This is a genomic window from Xanthomonas sp. F10, from assembly GCF_014206815.1.
GTDB classification, from domain to species: Bacteria; Pseudomonadota; Gammaproteobacteria; order Xanthomonadales; family Xanthomonadaceae; genus Xanthomonas_A; species Xanthomonas_A indica.
In genome coordinates, this window is sequence record NZ_JACHNP010000004.1 from 305,526 (window position 1) to 325,451 (window position 19,926).

Consider the following 19,926-nt stretch of genomic DNA (forward strand, 5'->3'; position numbering starts at 1 on the left):
GGCGGCAACGGCGAGGTTGCGGGGCTTGCTTGTTCGGGACGCTGGGCGTCCGTCGCTCCGTGAAGGCAATGTTAAACGATGTGGCGGGGGAAGTGCGGCCGTCCGCCAGCCGCGACGACGATAGGTCTCCCAGTCACGAGGGGAAACGCCTTGTAGGAGCGGCTTCAGCCGCGACGTGGTGATCCTGGTAAACCCGGCGCGGCAGACGCCGCTCCCACAAGGCAACCCGCCTCCGGCGTGGAGTAGCGGAAGCAGGTCGTTGGCGTTGCCCTACAGCCGCACTTCGACGCTCAGGTAGGCCGAGCGTCCGGGCGCCGGCGAGAACATCGGCTGGTCGTTGCCGCCCCAGAAGAAGTTGTCGTACCACACGTAGGCATAGCGGGCGTCGGTGAGGTTCTTGACCTGCAGGCCGAGGCTGCTGCGCGAGGTGAGCTGGTAGCGCACGCTGGCATCGACCACGCGGAAGCCGCCGTACTTGCCCCGCGCATTGCGCTCGTCGATGTAGTAGTCGCCCTGCGCGCGCGCCTGCACGCCGAATGTCCAGCGCGCGTCGGGCCGGTAGTCGAGGCCGGCGTTGCTGATGTAGCGCGGCGTGGAGAACACCTCGCGTCCACGCAGCGATTCGCCGGCGGCGGTGTAGGCGCTGACCACCTTGGCTTCCTGCACCGCGTGCGAGAGCCACGCGGTCCAGCGCTCGCCCAGTTGCGTGCTCAGTTGCAGGTCCACGCCTTGCCGGCGGGTCTGGCCGAGTCCGACCGTGGTGCCGGTGCTGGGCATGTTGGCCACTTCGTCGGTGGCGTCCTGGCGCCATACCGCCACGCGCGCCTCGGTGCCGGCCACCGGCTGCAGTTTCAAGCCCAGTTCCTTGCCGGTATTGATCGAGGGCCGGAACGCCGGCTGGCCCGGGGTGAGATAGGCCGGCGCGGTGGAGCCGGTGAGGATCTGGAAGGTGCGTCCCCAGTTCGCATACACGCTCAGCTGCGGCGTCAGTGCGTAGATCACGCTGAGCTTGGGTTGGTCGATCCAGCCGTAGCGTTGCAGCGGCGCATGGATGCCGCCGGGCAGCGCGGTCTCGCCGGAGAAACGGTCGGCGCGGAACGCCGGCACGATCTTCAGCGCGTCGGTCGGCTGCAGCACCGCCTGCAGGTACAGACCGAGGTTGTCCAGGCTGTAGCGATCGTCGTTCTGCACGCGTGCCGGCGCGCGGTCGAAATCGGTCGGCACGCCGTAGGCATAGCGCGCGCGCCGGTAGCGATTGTCCTGGTGCTCGGCGTTGAAGCCGGCTTCCACGCTCAGCAGATCGCTGGCCTGCCAGGCGACGGTGCTGAGCAGCCCGGTCTGGGTTTCGTCCCATTGCCGGCGCTGCCGCGGCGCGTTGCCGATCGGGTAGTCGGTGAAGGTGACGCGGCGGTCGTCCTCATAGCGATTGAAGTACAACGTGTTGCGCAGCTGCAGGCCGTCGCCGAGCCTGAAGTCGGCGTGCACGCTGGCCTGGCGCATGTCGCGGTCGTCGCCGTCGTTGGCGTTCTTCGGTGGCGATTGCGCGCGGTCCTCGGCCAGTTGCGCGGCGGTGAGGAAACCCGGTTCGTCCGCCTCGTGGTGGTAAATGCGGGCGATCAGGCCGATGCGTGCGGCATCGTCGTCTTCGCCGTAGAACCATTTGCCGCCGAGCGTGTACTTGCGCGAGGTGTCGTGCTGCCGATAGCCGTGCGCGGCCTGCGCGCCGACGAAGTAGTTCTGCGCCAGGCCATCGGCCTCATGGCCGGCGGCGTACTGCAGCTCGCGCGTGGCGAAGCTGCCGCCGCTCAGTCGCAGGTCCTGGTAGTTGCCGCCCTGGCGCGTGGCGATGTTGAAATTGCCGCCGATGTTGTGCAGGCCGTAGCGCGGATCGTTGGTGCCGCGGACCACCTCGATGTAGGCGATCTCCAGCGGAAAGATCATGTCGATGAAGCGCTGGTTGCCGCTGTTGACGTTGCTCGGCACGCCGTCGATCAGCACCTTGATGCCGTTGAGATAGCCCTCGCCATTGAAGGCGCGGAAGGTGACCTTGCCGGACTCGGCGCCCTGCCGGGTTTCGGTGAGCTGCATGCCGGGCATCTGCCCGAGCAGCTCCCAGCTGTTCATGACGTTCTTGTCGCCGATCTGCTCGCTGCCGAGCACGTCGACCGAGCTGAGGATGTTGCGGGTGGACAGCGAAGCGGCGCTGTGGCGCCGCGCTTCCACGGTGCCGAGCGTGGTGGTGGTGTCGGTCGACGTCTGCGCGGCGCCGTCGCCGGCCGCGAGCCCGGCCAGCACGGCGAGGGCGTGGGTATAGGTCTTCATGGTGTCTGCGGGCGAAGGGGAATGGAGGCTGGCGGCAGCGGGGGGCTGCAGGCGAGCGGATGGTGCGCGGTCCGATCCACGAGCGCGGCGCCATGTAAGTTATGTTATATCATTTCGTTAAGCGGGTGTCGGAATGGGCGCTCTGCCGGCGCACCGGCGCCGGCCTCTGCCATGCGACGGCAGGGGATATTTGCGCCGCGAGGGCGTGGGAAAGGGGAGGTGGCGGGGCCGCGCGCGACCCCGCGGCCGCTCAGGCCGGTTGCCGCGCGACCTGGAAGCCGGCGAAGGACTGCGTCACCGGCATGATTTCCAGCCGATTGATGTTCAGATGCGGCGGCAGCGTCGCCACCCAGAAGATCTGTTCGGCGATGTCGTCGGCGGTCATCGGCTGCGCGCCCTGGTAGAGCGTGTCCGAGGCCTTCTGGTCGCCATGGGTGCGGACCAGGGTGAACTCGGTCTCGGCCATGCCCGGTTCGATCGCGGTCACGCGCACGCCGGTGCCGTGCAGGTCCGAGCGCAGGCCCAGCGAGAACTGGCTGACGAAGGCCTTGGTGCCGCCGTAGGTATTGCCGCCGGGGTAGGGATACAGCGCGGCGACCGAACTGATGTTGATGATCGCGCCACGGCGCTGGATCAGCGTCGGCAGCAGGCGATGGGTCAGCGTCACCAGCGCGGTGATGTTGGTGTCGATCATCGTGCGCCAGTCGTCCAGTTGCGCGGCCTGCGCGGGCGCGGTGCCCTGGGCCAGGCCGGCGTTGTTGACCAGCAGGTCGATGCCGCGGAACGCCTCGGGCAGCGCCGCCAGCATCGCGTCCAGGGCGTCGGTGTCGCGGATGTCGAAGGCGGCGATGTGCACGCGCTCGGCGCCGAAGGCGTCCAGCAGCGGCTGCAGGCGTTCGGCGCGGCGGCCGGTGGCGATCACGCGCCAGCCGGCGTCGACGAAGCGGCGCACGGCGGCGGCGCCGAAACCGGAAGTGGCACCGGTGATCAGGGCAGTCTGGGTCATGGTGGGGCCGGGAATCGGGAGGGGGAATCGGGAATGGTAAAAGCAAATGCGGTGGCAGGGCGTCGACGTCGCCGTGTGCCCGTGCGGGAGTCAGCGCAAGCGTTTGATTGCGTGTCGGTGCCGGCGAGACAGCTCGCAGACAAAGTGTCTTGCCAAGCCTACGCGTCGCCCGGAACGGGGCGCTCGCCTCCCCATTCCCCATTCCCGATTCCCCACCCGTCGCCGATGTGCCGCTGCAGCGTCATGCCGCATTGGCGGGTATCAACGCCGGCGGCGGCACTTGCGCACACATGCAAGTGAGAACGGCAGGGATGCCGCTTCTCCCATTCTCGATTCCCGACTCGCGATTCCCGACTCGCGATTCCCGGCTCTATTGCGCACTGATCGCAGCCGCCGGCAGGCGGCCGCCGATGAACTGCATCGCCATAGCAGCGTCGGTGCGCCGCAACGTCAGTGGCGACAACGCATGCATGCACGCGAAGGCGAAAACGGTACGAAGACCGCTTCTCCGAATCCCCAATCCCGATTCCCGAATTCCAGCCTCACTGCGCCTTGATCGCGATCGCCGACAGCCCGCTGCCGTTCAACTTCTGCTTGGCCTCGGCCAGTTCGCTGGCGGTGCCGTAGGGCCCCATGCGCACGCGGTAGACGGTCTTGCCGCTGATCTGCGCCGATTCCACGCGCGCCGACAGGCCCAGCATCGCCAGCTTGGCCTTGGTCGACTCGGCGTCGCCGGAGGCGCCGAACGAGCCGGCCTGCAGGATGTAGCGCGCGTTGTCGGGCGCGGCGGTCGCCGCTGCCGCGGCCGGTGCGGTGGTTGCGGCCGGCGTGGCCGTGGTCGCCGTCGGCCTTGACGCCGCCGGGGTGGCCGCGGTGCTGGTTGCCACGCTCGGCGTTTCCGGCAGCGGCGTCGGATTGGCTGCGGTTGCCGTCGGCGCGGCCGTGGCCGTTGCCGGCGTGGTGCCGGTCGCGGCGGCAGTCGCACTCGCGGCGGCTTGCGCCTTGGCCTGGCGAGCCGCTTCGGCGCGCGCGCTGGCGGCCAGTTCGGCGTCGGACATCTGCACTTCCTTGCCGGGCAGCAGGGTGTAGAAGTCGTACTGGGTCTGCGCGTCCTTCTTCGCCTCCGGCTTGGTGCTGCCGGCTGCGTGGGCGGCGGGCTTGGGCAGGTCCGGCGCCGCATCGACGTCGGCATCGGCCACCGGTGCCGGTTGCGCATCCGGATTGGCGCGCGGGCCGCCCACGCGCAGGAAGTCGCCATCCTTCTTGAACAGGCCCGGCGCGCCGAGGAACACCACCGCGGCGATCGCCGCGCCGGCGATCAGCCACACCCACCCGGGCGTGCCGTTGCCGGTGTTGCGTCGAGCCTGGGTCTTACCGCGTCGTGCTGCCATTTACCGCTTCTCCACTCACATTTTTTCCGGGGCCGAGACGCCCAGGAGATTCAGACCGTTCGCCAGGACCTGCTGCGCCGCCACCGCCAGGGTCAGCTTGGCGTTGCGTTCGCCGGCGTCGTCCACCAGCACCGGGGTGCCGTGGTACCAGGTGTGGAAGGCCGTGGCCAGTTCGCGCAGGTACTGCGCGATCAGATGCGGCTCCAGCGCATGCCCCGCATTCTCCACCACTTCCGGGTAGCGCGAGAGTTCCTGCATCAGTTCCAGCGAGGTCGCGTCGTTCAGCCGGTTCAGTTGCGCCTGGCCGTCGGCCTGGTCGTAGTCCAGCTTCTTCTCCTGCGCCTGGCGCAGCAGGCTGCACACGCGGGCGTGCGCGTACTGCACGTAGAACACCGGGTTGTCGTTGCTCTGCTGGCGCGCCAGGTCGATGTCGAAGGTGAGCTGGGAATCGGGCTTGCGCGCGATCAGGAACCAGCGGGTGGCGTCGCGGCCGGCTTCCTCGATCAGGTCGCGCAGGGTCAGGTAGCTGCCGGCGCGCTTGGACAGTTTCACTTCCTCGCCGCCGCGCATCACCGTGACCATCTGGTGCAGCACGTATTCCGGCCATCCCTTGGGGATGCCCAGGTCCATCGCCTGCAGGCCAGCGCGCACCCGCGCCAGCGAGCCGTGGTGGTCGGCACCCAGCTCGGTGATGGCGCGCACATAGCCGCGCTGCCACTTGCTCAGGTGGTAGGCCACGTCCGGCACGAAGTAGGTGTAGGTGCCGTCGGACTTGCGCATCACCCGGTCCTTGTCGTCGCCGAAATCGGTGGATTTCAGCCACAGCGCGCCGCCGTCCTCGTAGGTGTGGCCGGAGGCGATCAGCTTCTGCACCGCCTCTTCGACCTTGCCGTCGCGGTACAGCGAGCTTTCCAGGAAGTAGATGTCGAAATCCACGCCGAACGCGGCCAGGTCGTGGTTCTGCTCGTTGCGCAGATAGGCCACGGCGAAGCGGCGGATCGCGTCCAGATCCTGCGGATCCCTGGCGCCGGTGACCACGTGGCCTTCCAGGTCCACCGCGGCGCCGGCCAGGTAGGCGTCGGCCACGTCCTGGATGTAGTCGCCGCGATAGCCTTCCTCCGGCCAGTCCGGGCTGTCCGGGGTCTTGCCCTGGGCGCGCGCCTGCACCGAGCGCGCCAGGTTCTCGATCTGGTTGCCGCCGTCGTTGTAGTAGAACTCGCGCTTGGCGTTCCAGCCGTTTGCCTCGAGCAGGCGCGCCAGGCAGTCGCCGATGGCCGCGGCGCGGCCGTGGCCGACGTGCAGCGGGCCGGTCGGATTGGCCGAGACGTACTCCACGCCCACGGTGCGGCCGTTGCCGACCAGGCTGTGGCCATAGTCCTCGCCCTGCTTGAGCACCGTCAGCACCTCGCGTTGGTAGGCGCCGGGGCCGAGGTGGAAATTGATGAAGCCCGGGCCGGCGATCTCGACCTTGCTGACATCGTCGTTGGCCGGCAGCGCGTCCACCAGTTGCTGGGCGAGGGCGCGCGGATTGGTGCGCGCGGCCTTGGCCAGCAGCATCGCGGCATTGGTGGCGAAGTCGCCGTGCTCGCGGGTCTTGGGCCGCTCGACCACGAAGTCCGGCGGCAGGGTGTCGGCCGGCAGGGTGCCATTGGCGCGCAAGGCTTCGATGCCTTGACCGATCAGGGCGCGGAGTTGGGATTTCACGAGATCTCTGCTTGAAGCGCGGAACCGGCGATTTTACCCGACCCGCCGCCTCCCGGCCCGTCCCGGGTTCAGCCCGACCTCAGCCGTAACGCGGCCGCAGGCCCACGCCGGCCAGACCGCTGCGCGGCGGCATGGCCGTGGCCGCCGCTGGCCCGCCGGGCGCGCGTGCCAGGCCGGCAAGGCCTGCCCCGCGCCGCGGCTCAGGCCCAGCCGCGCGACGCCATCGAGACCGGCACGCCGTCGCCGACGATGAAATGGTCGAGCAGGCGCACGTCGATCAGGTCCAGCGCCTGTTTCAGTCGGTGGGTGACCGCGCGGTCGGCGGGCGAGGGTTCCGGGTTTCCGGACGGGTGGTTGTGGCCGATGATCACCGCGGCGGCGTTGAGCGTGAGCGCACGCCGCACCACCTCGCGCGGGTGCACCTCGGCGCCGTCCAGGGTGCCCTGGAACAGTTCCTCGAAGGCCAGCCAGCGGTGCCGGGTGTCCAGGAACAGCGCGGCGAACACCTCGTAGGGCCGCGACCGCAGGCGTTGCGCGAAGTAGCGGCCGGCGCTGACCGGGTTGCTGAGGGTGTCGCCACGCTGCAGTTCCGCGGCCAGGTGGCGCTGGCCCAGTTCCAGCGCCGCCGACAGCTGGCACGCGCGCGCCGGCCCCAGCCCGGGCAGGCGCACCAGGTCGCCGGGCGTTCGGTCCAGCAGCGTGCGCAACGGCCCGTGCCGCTGCAGCAGGTCGCGCGAGGTGCGCACCGCGTCGCTGCCGGGCAGGCCGGAGCCGAGAAAGATCGCCAGCAGTTCGGCGTCGGAAAGGGCCCGGGGGCCGCGTGCCAGCAGCTTTTCCCGGGGACGTTCTTCGCAGGGCCAGTCGGAGATGTGCATATCGCCAGGGTGCCGGCCGACATGGCGCAACGGTATCAGGCCGCCAAAAACCATCGGGTAAGCTAATCGTCCTTGTATGGGTAGGACATTCCCGACGTGACCCCGATTTTCGAGAGGCCCCTGCAGGGGCGACGTGTGCTGTTGTGCGTCGGCGGGGGAATCGCCGCCTACAAGGCGCTGGAACTGGTGCGGCGCCTGCGCGACGCCGGCGCCGAGGTGCAGGTGGCGATGACCGCCGGCGCGCAGCAGTTCGTCACCCCGCTGAGCTTCCAGGCGCTGTCGGGTCATCTCACCCGCACCACGCTGTGGGACAGCGGGGCCGAGCAGGCGATGGGCCACCTGGAACTGGCCCGCTGGGCCGAACAGATCGTGGTGGCGCCGGCCACCGCCGACCTGCTGGCGCGCCTGGCGCACGGGCTGGCCGACGACCTGGTGGGCACGCTGTGCCTGGCCAGCACCGCGCCGCTGACCGTATGCCCGGCGATGAACCACCGCATGTGGCTGCATCCGGCCACCCAGGCCAACATCGCCACCTTGCGCCGGCGCGGCGCGCAGGTGGTCGGCCCGAACGACGGCCCGCTGGCCGAAGGCGAGTCCGGCCCCGGCCGCCTGGCCGAACCCGAGCAGATCGTCGCCGCGCTCGCTGGGCGCACGGACCAGGGCGCCGCGTCGGTTGCCCCGCCCGCCGCCGCCGCCAACGCCGCCGTTCCGTCGCGGTCTGGCACCGGCACTGGCACTGGCGTCCTGCGCGGTCTGCGCGGTCTGCGCATGGTGATCAGCGCCGGCCCGACCTACGAAGACCTGGATCCGGTGCGCTACCTGGGCAACCGCAGCAGCGGCAAGATGGGGTATGCGCTGGCCGCGGCCGCCGCCCGGCTGGGCGCCGAGGTGGTGCTGGTCAGCGGTCCGGTGCATTTGTCTACGCCCGACGGCGTGCAGCGCATCGACGTGCGCTCGGCCGCGCAGATGCGCGAGGCGGTGCTCGGCGCGCTGCCGGCGGACATCTACATCGGCACCGCCGCGGTCGCCGATTACACGCCAAAACAGGTGGCGGCGCAGAAGATCAAGAAGAGCGGCGAGACCCTGACCCTGGAGTTGACCCGCACCCCGGACATCCTGGCCGAGGTCGCCGCGCAGACCCAGGCGCTGAAGCTGGTGGTCGGCTTCGCCGCCGAGACCCACGACATCGAGCGCTATGCCCGTGGCAAACTCGCCGACAAGCACCTGGACCTGATCGTGGCCAACCGGGTGGGGGTGGCCGGCAACGGCTTCGAGAGCGACCAGAACGCGGCCACCGCCTATTGGCAGGATGGCGAACGCGACTTCCCGGCGGTCTCCAAGACGCAGCTGGCCGAACAACTGCTGGACCTGATCGCGCAGAGGCTGCACGCATGAGCACTCCCACGCCCTATCCGCTGCAGGTGAAACTGCTGGATCCCCGCTTCGGCGACAGCTGGCCGCTGCCCGACTACGCCACCGAAGCCAGCGCCGGGCTCGACCTGCGCGCGGCCACCGAGGCGCCGCTGACCCTGGCGCCGGGCGACACCGCGCTGATCCCCAGCGGCCTGTCCATCTACATCGCCGATCCGCAGCTGTGCGCGGTGGTGCTGCCGCGCTCGGGCCTGGGCCACCGCCACGGCATCGTGCTCGGCAACGGCACCGGCCTGATCGATGCCGACTACCAGGGGCCGCTACTCATCAGCGTCTGGAACCGCGGCCGCGAGGACTTCACCATCGCCCCCGGCGACCGCATCGCGCAGCTGGTGGTGATGCCGGTCGTGCGCGTCGCCCTGCAGGTGGTGGATACTTTCGCCGACAGCGCCAGGGGAACGGGTGGATTCGGCCATACCGGAGTGCGCTGACAGGGGATCGTCTGCATGAGCGAGGCAACACAAGCGCGGCCGGTGCCGCAGGGTTTGCGCAAGGTGGCGCCTCTGCTGACGGTGCTGCTGGTGCTGTTGGTGGTCTGGTTCGGCTGGAGCGGGGTCGAGCAATGGCGCGCCGAGCAGGCCGCCGCCACGCTGGAGCAGGCGCGCGATGCCGCGGTGACGCAGACCCAGCAGGCGCTGGCGGGCGTGGGCAAACGCCTGTCCGAGCGCCTGCAACAGCCGGCCGTGCAGGCGGCCCTGAGCCGCGGCGATGCCGCGGCTGCCGCCCAGGCCCTGCGTGCGGACTGGGCGCAGGCCGAGGACGCGCAGGTGCTGCCGGCCGATCTGGAGCCGGGCTATACCGATGCGGCGCACTTCGGCTACGGCCGCCTGGCGCTACTGGAGAAGGCCCTGCTGACCGGCAAGCTGGCTAGCGCGGTGATCCGCGACGGCGGCGGCCCGCGGCTGGGCCTGGCCGCGCCGGTGTCGCTGGGCGGCAGTGCCGGGGTGGTCTACCTGCGCCTGCCGCTGGCGCTGCTGACCGATCCGGTCGCGCAGGCGTCGGTGCCGGGCACCGGTTATCTGGCCCTGCGCCAGGGCGGCTACGACGTGATCGCCGCCGGCGACGCTGCGCTGCACGATCGCGCCGACGCGCTGTCGCGGCCGGTCGGCGACAGCGGCCTGCGCATGGTCGCCTCGCTGCCGGATACCGAAGCCGGTCCGCTTGGGCTGGGCGCGCTGCCCTGCCTGCTGGTCGCCGGCCTGTGCGCGGTGCTCGGCGCATTGCTGTCGCTGGCCGCGCGTGGGCGCCTGCCGCAGCCACGGGCGCGCCGCGCCGGCGCGGCGGCCACCGAAGAACACACCCTGCAGCAGAGCCTGCAACGCCAGGAGCTGCCGCCGCCGCCGCCGCCGCCGTCCGCCGCCGAGGAGGCCGCGCCGGCCAAGCCGGTGCCGGCGTTCACGGTGGCGCCGGAGATCTTCCGCGCCTACGACATCCGCGGCGTGGTCGGCCGCGACCTCAGCCCGCAGGTCGCGGCACTGATCGGCCAGGCGATCGGCGCGGTGATGCAGGAACAGGGGCTCAACGAGGTGGTGGTCGGCCGCGATGGCCGCCTGTCCGGGCCGGAGCTGTCGGCGGCGCTGATCGAAGGCCTGCGCCGCGCCGGCTGCCATGTCACCGACATCGGCCTGGCGCCGACCCCGGTGGTGTACTTCGCCGCCTACCACCTGCGCGCCGGCAGCTGCGTGGCGGTCACCGGCAGCCACAACCCGGCCGACTACAACGGCTTCAAGATCGTGATCGGCGGCGAGACCCTGTCCGGCGCCGCCATCGCCGACCTGCACGCGCGGATCAGTGCCGGCCGCCTGCCGGTGGCCGACGAACCCGGCCGGCTGCAGCAGCGCGACGTCGGCGACGACTACATCCAGCGCATCGCCGACGACGTGCAGCTGGACCGCCCGCTCAAGGTCGTGGCCGATGCCGGCAACGGCGTCGGCGGCGAGCTGGCGCCGCGGCTGCTGGAGGCGATCGGCGCCGAGGTGGTGCCGCTGTACTGCGACGTCGACGGCACCTTCCCCAACCACCATCCCGACCCCAGCGAGCCGCGCAACCTGGAGGACCTGGTGCAGACCGTGCGGCGCTTCGACGCCGACCTGGGCGTGGCCTTCGACGGCGACGCCGACCGCCTCGGCGTGGTCACCAAGGACGGCACGGTGATCTATCCGGACCGCCTGCTGATGCTGTTCGCCGCCGACGTGCTGCAACGCAACCCCGGCGCGCTGGTGATCTACGACGTCAAGTGCACCGGCAAGCTGTCCGACTACGTGCTGCGCAACGGCGGCAGCCCGCTGGTCTGGAAGACCGGGCACTCGCTGATCAAGGCGAAGATGCGCGAGACCGACGCCGAGCTGGCCGGCGAGATGAGCGGCCACTTCTTCTTCAAGGAGCGCTGGTACGGGTTCGACGACGGCCTGTACGCGGCGGCGCGATTGCTGGAGATCCTGGCCCAGCGCGAGGAAGCGCCGTCGGAGGTGCTGGCCGAGTTGCCCGACAGCGTGGCCACGCCGGAGATCAAGCTGCCGGTGGACGGGCAGGATGCGCACGCGCTGGTCGCCGACCTGGCCGCCCGGGCGCAGCAGGACGGCTCGCCGTTCGCCGGTGCGCGGCTGCTGACCATCGACGGCCTGCGCGCCGATTTCCCCGACGGCTGGGGCCTGGTGCGCGCCTCCAACACCACGCCGGTGCTGGTGCTGCGTTTCGAGGCCGACAACGCGGCGGCGCTGGAGCGGATCAAGGCGCTGTTCCGCGCACAGCTGCAGGCGGTGCTGCCGGGGCTGACGCCGACATTCTGAGGCGGCTTCGCGCGCCTGGCCTGGTCCGGGCGCCGGACCGTACGGCGGCTCAGCCGCCGGCGGTGGTCGCGGCCGCTGCCGGGCCGACGCCGCGGGCCGCGCGGTAGCGCTGCAGCACGTCCTCGATTTCCTGATCCAGGCCCAGCCGCTGCTGCTCGAAGTTCTTCTGCATGCGCAGCTGCCACAGCAGGGCGCGATGCCGCTGCTGCACCTCGTCGGCGGTCTTGGCCGGCACGCTCTGCCCGGTCAGCTCGCGCGCGCCGGCGCCGGACAGCAGGCCGATCAGGCCCTGGCGCAGGCTCTCCACGTTGTAGCGCGCGGTCTGGATGTTGTTGTCGACGATGCCGATGCGCTCGGCGAACACCCGGCGCAGCTCGTCCTCGGTCTGGTACGACAGCAGCATCGCCTGGTCGGTGCGCTTGCGCGTCTCCAGCGCCGCCTGGTCGGCGCGCTGCTGCGCGGCATCGGCCGCGGCCGCGGCGCGCTCCTCGGCGTTCAACGCGCGTCCGACCTCGGCGCTGCGCATGCCGCTGGTGACGTTGAACTCGTCGCGGGCCTGGTTCACCGCTTCCGGCGGCAGCGCATCGCTGCAGGTGCGTTGTCCGCCCTGGTTCCAGCAATACAGCTTCTTGGACGGTGCCGGTGCCTGCTGCGCGGCGGCCGGCAAGGCCAGCAGCGCCAGCACGGCCGGCAGGACGCGATTGCGTGGTCGGATCGGCATCGTGGCAGCCCCCTGCTGTCAGCCAGACGAAGCGCAACCGTAGCGGGCCCGGTAGGCCAGCAGCGGTTCGCGGAAGCCGACAAGGTCTGCGTTTCCGTCGATGAATGCAAGCAGGTCGCCCAGATGCGCGACCGAGACCACAGGAACGCCGGCTTCGGCGGCCACCGCCTGCGCCGCCGAGCGGCGGTCGTCCTCGGTGGCGATCTCCTGGCGGTCCAGCGCGACCAGGATCGCGGCCGGCTCGCCGCCGGCGGCGCGGATGATGCCCAGCGCCTCGCGGATCGCGGTGCCGGCGGTGATCACGTCGTCGACGATCAGCACCCGGCGGCCGGCCAGCGGCGCGCCGATCAGGCTGCCGCCTTCGCCGTGCGCCTTGGCTTCCTTGCGATTGAACGCCAGCGGCAGGTCGCGCCCGCGCCGCGCGTACTCGCAGGCCACCGCCGTGGCCAGCGGAATGCCCTTGTAGGCCGGGCCGAACAACAGGTCGAAGTCGAGCCCGGCGGCGTCGGCGGCATCGGCATAGCACGCCGCCAGCCGCGCCATGCTGGCACCGGAGTCGAAGCGCCCGGCGTTGAAGAAATACGGACTCAGGCGCCCGGACTTCAGCGTGAACTCGCCGAAGCGCAGCGCCTCCACGTCCAGGGCCAGTTGCAGGAAACGTTGCCGGTAGTCGGTCATTGGAAGGCCGGGATTGGGGATTGGGGCTTAGGGATTCGTGAAAGCGTACCCCAAGCGCGGACGCTGCATGGGCGTGACCGGCTATGCTTTCACAAATCCCGTCATCCCCAATCCCGAATCCCGGCTCCTCACCCATGCGCATCATCAGCTTCAACGCCAACGGCCTGCGGTCGGCCGCCACCAAGGGCTTTTTCGAGTGGTTCGCCACGCAGCAGGCGGACGTGCTGTGCGTGCAGGAGACCAAGGCGCAGGAGCATCAGCTGGCCGGGCCGGCGTTCCTGCCGGACGGTTACCGGGTCTGGTTCCGCGACGCCAGCACCAAGAAGGGCTACAGCGGCGTGGCCATCTACAGCAAGCGCGAGCCGGACGAGGTGCGGACCGCGCTGGGCTGGCCGGAGTTCGACGAGGAAGGCCGCTACATCGAGGCGCGCTTCGGCAACCTGAGCGTGGTGTCCTTCTACATTCCTTCCGGGTCTTCCGGCGAGTTGCGCCAGGGCTACAAGTTCCAGGTCATGGACTGGCTGCGGCCGATCCTGGTGGAGTGGCTGCACAGCGGCCGCGACTACGTGCTGTGCGGCGACTGGAACATCGTGCGCTCGGCGCTGGACATCAAGAACTGGAAGTCGAACCAGAAGAATTCCGGCTGCCTGCCGGCCGAGCGCGACTGGCTCAACGGCCTGTGCGCCGACCGTGCCGAGGAGGCCGACCCGGCCAGCGGCCGCGGCTGGGTGGATGCCTACCGCGCGCTGCATCCGCAAGGCCAGGACTACACCTGGTGGAGCAACCGCGGTGCGGCGCGCGCCAACGACGTCGGTTGGCGCATCGACTATCAGTTCGTCACCCCGACCCTGCGCGAGCGCCTGCAAGGCTGTTCCATCTACACCGCGCAGCGCTTCTCCGACCATGCGCCGTTCACGGTGGACTACCGCGAATGAGCGGCGGCACCTCCGCGGCGCCGGTGTCGTACAAGGGCTGGGCCGGGATCAAGCGCGCCTTCGCCACGCCGTCGGCGGCGACCATGGCGCTGCTGGGCTTCGGCAGCGGGCTGCCGTTCCTGCTGATCGCCTCGCAGACCCTGTCCACGCGCCTGCGCGACGTCGGCCTGGACCTGGGCAGCATCGGCCTGATCAGCCTGGCCAGCTTCTTCTACCTGCTCAAGTTCCTGTGGGCGCCGCTGCTGGACCGCTACCGCTTCCCGCTGCTCGGCTTCCTCGGCCGGCGCCGCTCGTGGCTGCTGGTCGCGCAACTGGGCGTGGCCATCGGCCTGGTGGCGCTGGCGTTCACCCGCCCGGAGTTGAGCGTGGGCACGCTGGTGCTTTGGGTGCTGATCGCCTCGTTCGCCGGCGCCACCCAGGACTCGGTGGTGGACGCCTACCGCATCGAGATCGCGCCGCTGTCGGCGCAGGCCGCGCTCGCCGCCACCTACACTTTCGGCTACCGCATCGGCCTGATCCTGTCCGGCGCCGGCGCGCTGTATCTGGCGCAGTACGGCGACTGGACGTTGGCCTACCTGGTCATGGCCGGGCTGATGCTGCTGCCGATCGTCACCACCCTGCTGTGCCGCGAGCCGGAGGTGCCGGCGGCGACGGTGGTGCGCAGGATCGACATGGTCGGCGCGTTCTGGCAGCCGATCTCCAGCTTCTTTTCCAGCAACGGCCTGGCGCTGGGGTTGGCGCTGTTGCTGTTCGTGGGTCTGTTCAAGTTCCCCGACCAGGTGATCGGGGTGATGTCCGGCCCGTTCTACCTGGACTCGGGTTTCGACAAGGCCGACATCGCCACCGTCTCCAAGCTGTTCGGGGTCTGGATGGGGATCGCCGGGGCGTTCGCCGGTGGCCTGGCGGTGGCCGCCTTCGGCTTCCGGCGCATGTTGCTCGTCGCCGCGCTGGGCGTGGCGCTGTCCAACCTGGCGTTCCTGCTGATGGCGCACAACCCCGGCCAGCTCTGGTCGTTCTACGCCGCGCTCAGCGCCGACAACCTCTTCCAGGGCTTCGCCGGGACCGTGCTGGTCGCCTTCATGTCCTCGCTGACCGACCGCAACTTCACCGCCACCCAGTACGCGCTGCTGGTGTCGCTGGCCAACCTGCCGGGCAAGTTCGTCGGCGGTGTCTCCGGCTACATCGTCGAAGCCACGTCCTACAGCACCTTCTTCGTGCTCAGCGCCTTCACCGTGATCCCGACCCTGCTGTTGCTGGCCTGGCTGTGGCCGCGGATCCGCGAACAGACGCCACAGGCGGTGTCGTCCCGCGATTGAAAGGGCGTCCCCAGGCAGGGATGATGGGCAGCGGCGCACGGGTGCGCCGCCGCCCGGGAGTCCGCATGAGCGACCTTGTGTTGCGCGATATCGACCCGTTCCTGCTCGAACGCATCCGCCGCATCGCCGTTGCGCGCGGCTGGACCCAGCGCCAAGCGGTGCTGGCGCTGATCGAGCAGGGCCTGTTCTCCAGCGAGCACGACGTGCGCAGCGGCTTCGAGCACCGCGAAGTGGATGCGCTGTCGGAGGCGATCGCAGCCTTGCGCGCGCTGCCGGCCGGCAGCGGCTTCTGACCTTCTCGCTGGCGTCGTTGCTCAGGCGGGATGGATCGCGCCGAGGATGCGCGGCCCGCGCGCGCCGCTGACCGCCGGCAGGTTGCCCGGCAGCCCGGCCAGGGTCTGCCGCGCCAGCCAGGCAAATCCCATCGCTTCGATGAAGTCCGGGTCCAGGCCCTGCGTCTGGGTCGATAGCACCTGCACGCCCGGCAAGCGCGCCTGCAGCCGCGCCAGCAACAGCGGGTTGTGCACGCCGCCGCCGCACACCAGCAATTGCCGGGTCGCCGGCTGCTGCGCCAGCAGCGCATCGGCGATCGTCGCTGTGGTCAGTTCCAGCAGCGTCGCCTGCACCGCGGCCGGCGCCGGCGCCGGTGTTTCCAGGCAGGCCTCCAGCCAGCGCAGGTGGAACTGCTCGCGCCCGGTGCTCTTGGGCGGCGGCAGCGCGAACCAGGCATCGGCCAGCAGGCGCTGCAGCAGATCGGCGTCGACCGCGCCACTGGCGGCGAACGCGCCGCCGGCATCGTAGGGCTGGCCCTGATGGCGCTGACACCAGGCATCGAGCAGTGCGTTGGCCGGGCCGGTGTCGAAGCCGCGCACGGCGCCGTGCGCCGGCAACAGGGTCAGGTTGCCGATGCCGCCGAGGTTGAGCACGGCCCGGTCCTCGTGCGCCGCCCCCAGCATCGCCGCATGGAAGGCCGGCATCAGTGGCGCGCCATGGCCGCCGGCGGCGACGTCGCGGCGGCGGAAATCGCAGACAGTGGCGATGCCGGTCAGTTCGGCGATGCGGTTGCCGTCGCCGAGCTGCCAGGTGAAGGCGGGGTCGGCCAGCGGGCGATGGCGCACGGTCTGCCCGTGCGAACCGATCGCGCGGACCGCGGCCGGCGCGACGCCGGCGTCGTCGAGCAGGCGCAGCGCCGCCTCGGCGAAGGCGATCGCGACCTCGGCATCGAGTCGTCCCAGTGCGTCCAGTGAGGTGATGTCGCCGCCTTCGCCCAGGGCGATCAGCGCCGCGCGCTGCTGCGGTGCCCAGGCATAGGTGCGGCCCAGCTGCAGGTGCGGGTGTCCATCGTGGCCGAAGCGCACCAGCGCGGCATCGATGCCGTCGGCGCTGGTGCCGGACATCAGGCCCAGGAACAGGGCGTCGTCGGGAACGGCGGAGGGCGAGGACATGCAAGGCACCAGGCGGCGGTCGGCGCCGCAGCGTGGGCCAGGTGCCGCCGCCCGTCAATGCGCGGCGCGGCGGAACCGGGCGCCGGTGCTCAGCCGGCGTCGTGCGAGGCGGCGGCCTTGGACGAGGCGACGACCTTCTTCTTCTTCGCCGCCGGCTCGTCGGCATCGGCGTAGATCAGCTTCTCCACGCGTTGGATGCGTGCCAGCGCCGGCGAGGTCTGCGCGCGGAATGCGGCCAGCTCGGCGCCCGCCAGCGGGGTCGGCGGCGGCATCGTCACCGAGGCCGGATTGCGCTGCACCCCGTCCACGCGGAATTCGTAGTGCAGGTGCGGACCGGTGGCCATGCCGGTCATGCCGACATAGCCGATCACCGTGCCCTGGTTGATGCGCTGGCCGGCCTTGATCCCGCCGAAGCGCGACATGTGCCCGTACAGCGTGCTGTAGCCCTTGCCGTGGTCCAGGATCACCACGTTGCCGTAGCCGCGCTGGGTGCCGACGAACTGCACCCGCGCATCGCCGGCGGCCATGATCGGGGTGCCGGTCGGCGCGGCGTAGTCGATGCCCTTGTGCATGCGCATGGTGCCCAGCACCGGGTGCTTGCGCGCGCCGAAGGTGGAGCTGATGCGGCTATAGGACACCGGCATGCGGATGAAGCTCTTCTTCAGCGGCCGCCCGGTCACGTCGAAATACTCGGCCGGCTTGCCGCCGCGCTCGAAGCGGAAGCCGCTGTAGGTCTTGCCGCGGGTGGTGAAGGTCGCCGCCAGGATCTTGCTGGTATCGATGCGCTCGCCTTCGCGCCAGGTCTCGTCCATGACCACGCTGAAGCGGTCGCCCGGCTGCAGGTCCTTGTCGAAGTCGATGTCGTACTTGAAGATCTCGTCGGTCATCGTCGCGATCGCCGACGGCGACAGCCCGGCCTTGCGCGCGGCCACGTACAGCGAGCTGGTGATCTCGCCGCTGGTGACCACGGTGCGCGTGCTGGTCTCGCGCTCGATCACCTTCTCCTTGATGTCGTCGTCGAGCAGCGACAGTTCCACCCGATGGGTGGCATCGCGGTCGAAGCGCAGGGCGCGCAGGTCGCCCGTCGTCGCCAGGTCGAAGCCGATTTCCGCGCCCGGGCGCAGCTTGGTCAGCGCGTCGTGGGTGCCCGGATGGTCCAGCACCCGCTGCATCACCGTGGCGGGGATGCCGAGCTTCTCGAACACCGAGCCCAGGGTCTGTCCGGACTCGATCCGAACTACCTGCCAGTTGTCGGTGATCGCGGCCTGCTGTTGCTGCGCCAGCGAGATCGGCGGCAACGGCAGCGCCAGCGTCGCCTGCGTGGTCTGCAGCGGCACGTCGATGGCGTTGGAGAAGCCCGGGACGATGGTGGCGACCATCGCGCCGATGGTGGCGAACAGGCTGGCGTGGATCCAGTGGCGGCGCGTCCAGCGTCCGGCGGGAAGGTGTTCCTTCAACTTGCGATGCAGCGCAGTGTCGTGGAGAACATGAAGGCGTTGCTGGAAGCGCTGCCGGCGCGCGCGTTCCTGATCACTGTTGGGCATCAAGGCTTCCTCACGAGCCCGAAGCGCGAGCTCAAAACTCGGCTACCATAAACATGGTTCCACAGCGCGTCAAACCATTGAGCTGGCTCGGATTTTCACCTGGCTGCATGGTTAACTCGCTCTTAACGCCATTCACGTTGCTTGACGCCACACGCCGGAGTTCCTGCTTTGTCCACGATCGAAGAGTCCCTTGCCCTGATCGGCCGCGGTGCCGATGAAATCCTCAAGCGTGAAGAACTGGAGGCCCGCCTGCGCAGCGGCCGCCCGCTGCGGGTCAAGGCCGGCTTCGATCCCACGGCGCCGGATCTGCACATCGGCCACACCGTGCTGTTGAACAAGATGCGCCAGTTCCAGGACCTGGGACACCAGGTGATCTTCCTGATCGGCGACTTCACCGGGATGATCGGCGACCCGACCGGCAAGAACGTCACCCGCAAGCCGCTGACCCGCGAGGACGTGCTGGCCAATGCGCGCACCTACGAGGAGCAGGTGTTCAAGGTGCTGGACCGGGAGCGCACCGAGGTGCGCTTCAACTCCGAGTGGTTCGGGCAGATGAGCGCGGCCGACATGATCCGCCTGGCCGGCCAGCACACCGTCGCGCGCATGCTCGAGCGCGACGATTTCGCCAAGCGCTATGCCGCGCAGCAGTCCATCGCCATCCATGAGTTCCTGTACCCGTTGGTGCAGGGCTACGACTCGGTGGCGCTGAAGGCCGACGTCGAACTGGGCGGCACCGACCAGAAGTTCAACCTGCTGATGGGCCGCGGCCTGCAGGAGCACTACGGGCAGCCGGCGCAGATCGTGCTGACGATGCCGCTGCTCGAAGGCCTGGACGGGGTCAACAAGATGTCCAAGTCGCTGGGCAACTACATCGGCATCAGCGAGCCGGCGATCGACATCGTCACCAAAACCATGAAGATCGGCGACGAGCTGATGTGGCGTTGGATCGAACTGCTGTCCTTCGAGATCGGCATGAGCGAGGCGCAGGCGCTGCGGCAGCAAGTGCAGGCCGGCGGGCTGCACCCGCGCGAAGTGAAGCTGCGCCTGGCGCGCGAACTCACCACCCGCTTCCATGATGCGGCTGCCGCCGAGCAGGCCATCGTCGGCTGGCATGCGGTGGTGACCGGGCAGGGCGACACCAGCGCCTTGCCGCTGCAGCAGGTCGCCGTGCCGGCGGAGGGGCTGCGGATCGCCGCGCTGCTGACCGCAGCAGGCCTGACCGCCAGCAATTCCGAGGCCACCCGCAAGCTGAAGGAGCGGGCGGTGCGCGTGGCTGGCGAGGTGGTCGAGGATCCGCAACAGAGCTTCGCCCCTGGTTTCGAGGGTGTCCTGCAGGTCGGCAAGCGCACCTTTGCCCGGGTGCAACTCGTCGAAGCGTGAGATCGGTTGCCCAGGCCCGGCGAGGGACCGGGTGTGGGTGCGGCCGGCAGGGGGCTGCAACTCTATATAGAGAGGCGCGCCACGCGAGCGGTGCCAAGCAGTGCCGAGCGGCGTAAAGGCAGGGTCGGCGGGGCTGGCAGGGCCCCCGCGACGGGAGAGTGAAAAAAGTTTTCACGCCCTCTTCCCAAGCGGGCGATTTGGGGCCATACTTTCCCTCCCCTGACGCAACGCCTTCACGGCAACGCGGCAGGGGCGTCAAAACCTCTTCAAAAAGGTGTTGACGAAGTGAAAAAGTCGGCTAATATGGCCGGCTCGCTTCGAGGAAAAGCCTTCGGGTTTGGACGAAGAAGCGGCGTCAACCACCTGATCAAAAAGGTGTTGACGGCAAG

16 protein-coding genes are annotated in these 19,926 nt (G+C 69.9%); 7 read left to right on the plus strand and 9 right to left on the minus strand.

The window, feature by feature from the left end; translation table 11 throughout:
- Positions 1-270: 270 nt before the first annotated feature.
- The 5 genes from FHR56_RS20305 to radC form a co-directional block, all read right to left on the minus strand.
- On the minus strand, positions 271-2,322 hold the full coding sequence (locus tag FHR56_RS20305; RefSeq protein ID WP_160946711.1) for a TonB-dependent receptor: 2,052 nt from the start codon (positions 2,320-2,322) through the stop codon (positions 271-273).
- 250 nt (positions 2,323-2,572) lie between these two features.
- Positions 2,573-3,328 carry an SDR family NAD(P)-dependent oxidoreductase gene (locus FHR56_RS20310; protein ID WP_160946710.1) on the minus strand — a complete coding sequence of 252 codons (756 nt, stop codon included), beginning with the start codon at positions 3,326-3,328 and terminating at the stop codon, positions 2,573-2,575.
- A gap of 542 nt (positions 3,329-3,870) precedes the next feature.
- A complete protein-coding gene (locus FHR56_RS20315) occupies positions 3,871-4,719 on the minus strand; it encodes an SPOR domain-containing protein (RefSeq protein WP_160946709.1) in 849 nt (282 codons plus the stop codon).
- A gap of 15 nt (positions 4,720-4,734) precedes the next feature.
- Positions 4,735-6,423, minus strand: coding sequence for an arginine--tRNA ligase (argS, locus tag FHR56_RS20320; RefSeq protein WP_160946708.1), 1,689 nt, complete (start codon positions 6,421-6,423; stop codon positions 4,735-4,737).
- Between the two features lie 200 nt (positions 6,424-6,623).
- Complete coding sequence (gene radC, locus FHR56_RS20325) at positions 6,624-7,298, minus strand: DNA repair protein RadC (protein WP_160946707.1); 675 nt, start codon at positions 7,296-7,298, stop codon at positions 6,624-6,626.
- Between the two features lie 96 nt (positions 7,299-7,394).
- Between radC and coaBC the strand changes: the two genes are divergently transcribed.
- Genes coaBC through FHR56_RS20340 form a run of 3 tightly spaced genes read left to right on the plus strand, consistent with a single transcriptional unit; the run spans position 7,395 to position 11,518 of the window.
- The gene (gene coaBC / locus FHR56_RS20330; protein ID WP_184502849.1) at positions 7,395-8,693 is read left to right on the plus strand and encodes a bifunctional phosphopantothenoylcysteine decarboxylase/phosphopantothenate--cysteine ligase CoaBC; all 1,299 of its coding nucleotides are present in this window, start codon (positions 7,395-7,397) and stop codon (positions 8,691-8,693) included.
- Positions 8,690-9,160: a dUTP diphosphatase gene (gene dut, locus FHR56_RS20335; protein ID WP_017907877.1), complete on the plus strand. Its 471-nt coding sequence runs from the start codon at positions 8,690-8,692 to the stop codon at positions 9,158-9,160. Before coaBC ends, dut begins: the two co-directional genes overlap by 4 nt.
- 15 nt (positions 9,161-9,175) lie before the next feature.
- Positions 9,176-11,518, plus strand: coding sequence for a phosphomannomutase/phosphoglucomutase (locus FHR56_RS20340; protein ID WP_160946706.1), 2,343 nt, complete (start codon positions 9,176-9,178; stop codon positions 11,516-11,518).
- A 49-nt stretch (positions 11,519-11,567) separates the two neighbouring features.
- On the opposite strand, the gene FHR56_RS20345 is transcribed toward FHR56_RS20340, so the two are convergent.
- Both FHR56_RS20345 and pyrE read right to left on the minus strand, forming a co-directional pair.
- Complete coding sequence (locus FHR56_RS20345; RefSeq protein ID WP_184502850.1) at positions 11,568-12,239, minus strand: hypothetical protein; 672 nt, start codon at positions 12,237-12,239, stop codon at positions 11,568-11,570.
- Between the two features lie 18 nt (positions 12,240-12,257).
- Positions 12,258-12,917: an orotate phosphoribosyltransferase gene (gene pyrE / locus FHR56_RS20350; RefSeq protein WP_160946705.1), complete on the minus strand. Its 660-nt coding sequence runs from the start codon at positions 12,915-12,917 to the stop codon at positions 12,258-12,260.
- Positions 12,918-13,051: 134 nt separating this feature from the next.
- On the opposite strand from pyrE, the gene FHR56_RS20355 reads away from it, so the two are divergent.
- The 3 genes from FHR56_RS20355 (at position 13,052) to FHR56_RS20365 (ending at position 15,461) form a co-directional block, all read left to right on the plus strand.
- A complete protein-coding gene (locus FHR56_RS20355) occupies positions 13,052-13,852 on the plus strand; it encodes an exodeoxyribonuclease III (RefSeq protein WP_160946704.1) in 801 nt (266 codons plus the stop codon).
- Positions 13,849-15,168 (plus strand): MFS transporter, encoded by a 1,320-nt coding sequence (locus FHR56_RS20360; protein ID WP_160946703.1) that lies wholly within the window; start codon positions 13,849-13,851, stop codon positions 15,166-15,168. Before FHR56_RS20355 ends, FHR56_RS20360 begins: the two co-directional genes overlap by 4 nt.
- A gap of 65 nt (positions 15,169-15,233) precedes the next feature.
- Complete coding sequence (locus FHR56_RS20365) at positions 15,234-15,461, plus strand: hypothetical protein (protein WP_026143529.1); 228 nt, start codon at positions 15,234-15,236, stop codon at positions 15,459-15,461.
- A 21-nt stretch (positions 15,462-15,482) separates the two neighbouring features.
- On the opposite strand, the gene FHR56_RS20370 is transcribed toward FHR56_RS20365, so the two are convergent.
- Complete coding sequence (locus tag FHR56_RS20370; protein ID WP_160946702.1) at positions 15,483-16,613, minus strand: anhydro-N-acetylmuramic acid kinase; 1,131 nt, start codon at positions 16,611-16,613, stop codon at positions 15,483-15,485.
- Between the two features lie 89 nt (positions 16,614-16,702).
- Complete coding sequence (locus FHR56_RS20375; protein ID WP_160946701.1) at positions 16,703-18,157, minus strand: peptidoglycan DD-metalloendopeptidase family protein; 1,455 nt, start codon at positions 18,155-18,157, stop codon at positions 16,703-16,705.
- Between the two features lie 168 nt (positions 18,158-18,325).
- Between FHR56_RS20375 and tyrS the strand changes: the two genes are divergently transcribed.
- On the plus strand, positions 18,326-19,537 hold the full coding sequence (gene tyrS / locus FHR56_RS20380; protein ID WP_019797305.1) for a tyrosine--tRNA ligase: 1,212 nt from the start codon (positions 18,326-18,328) through the stop codon (positions 19,535-19,537).
- Positions 19,538-19,926: the final 389 nt, after the last annotated feature.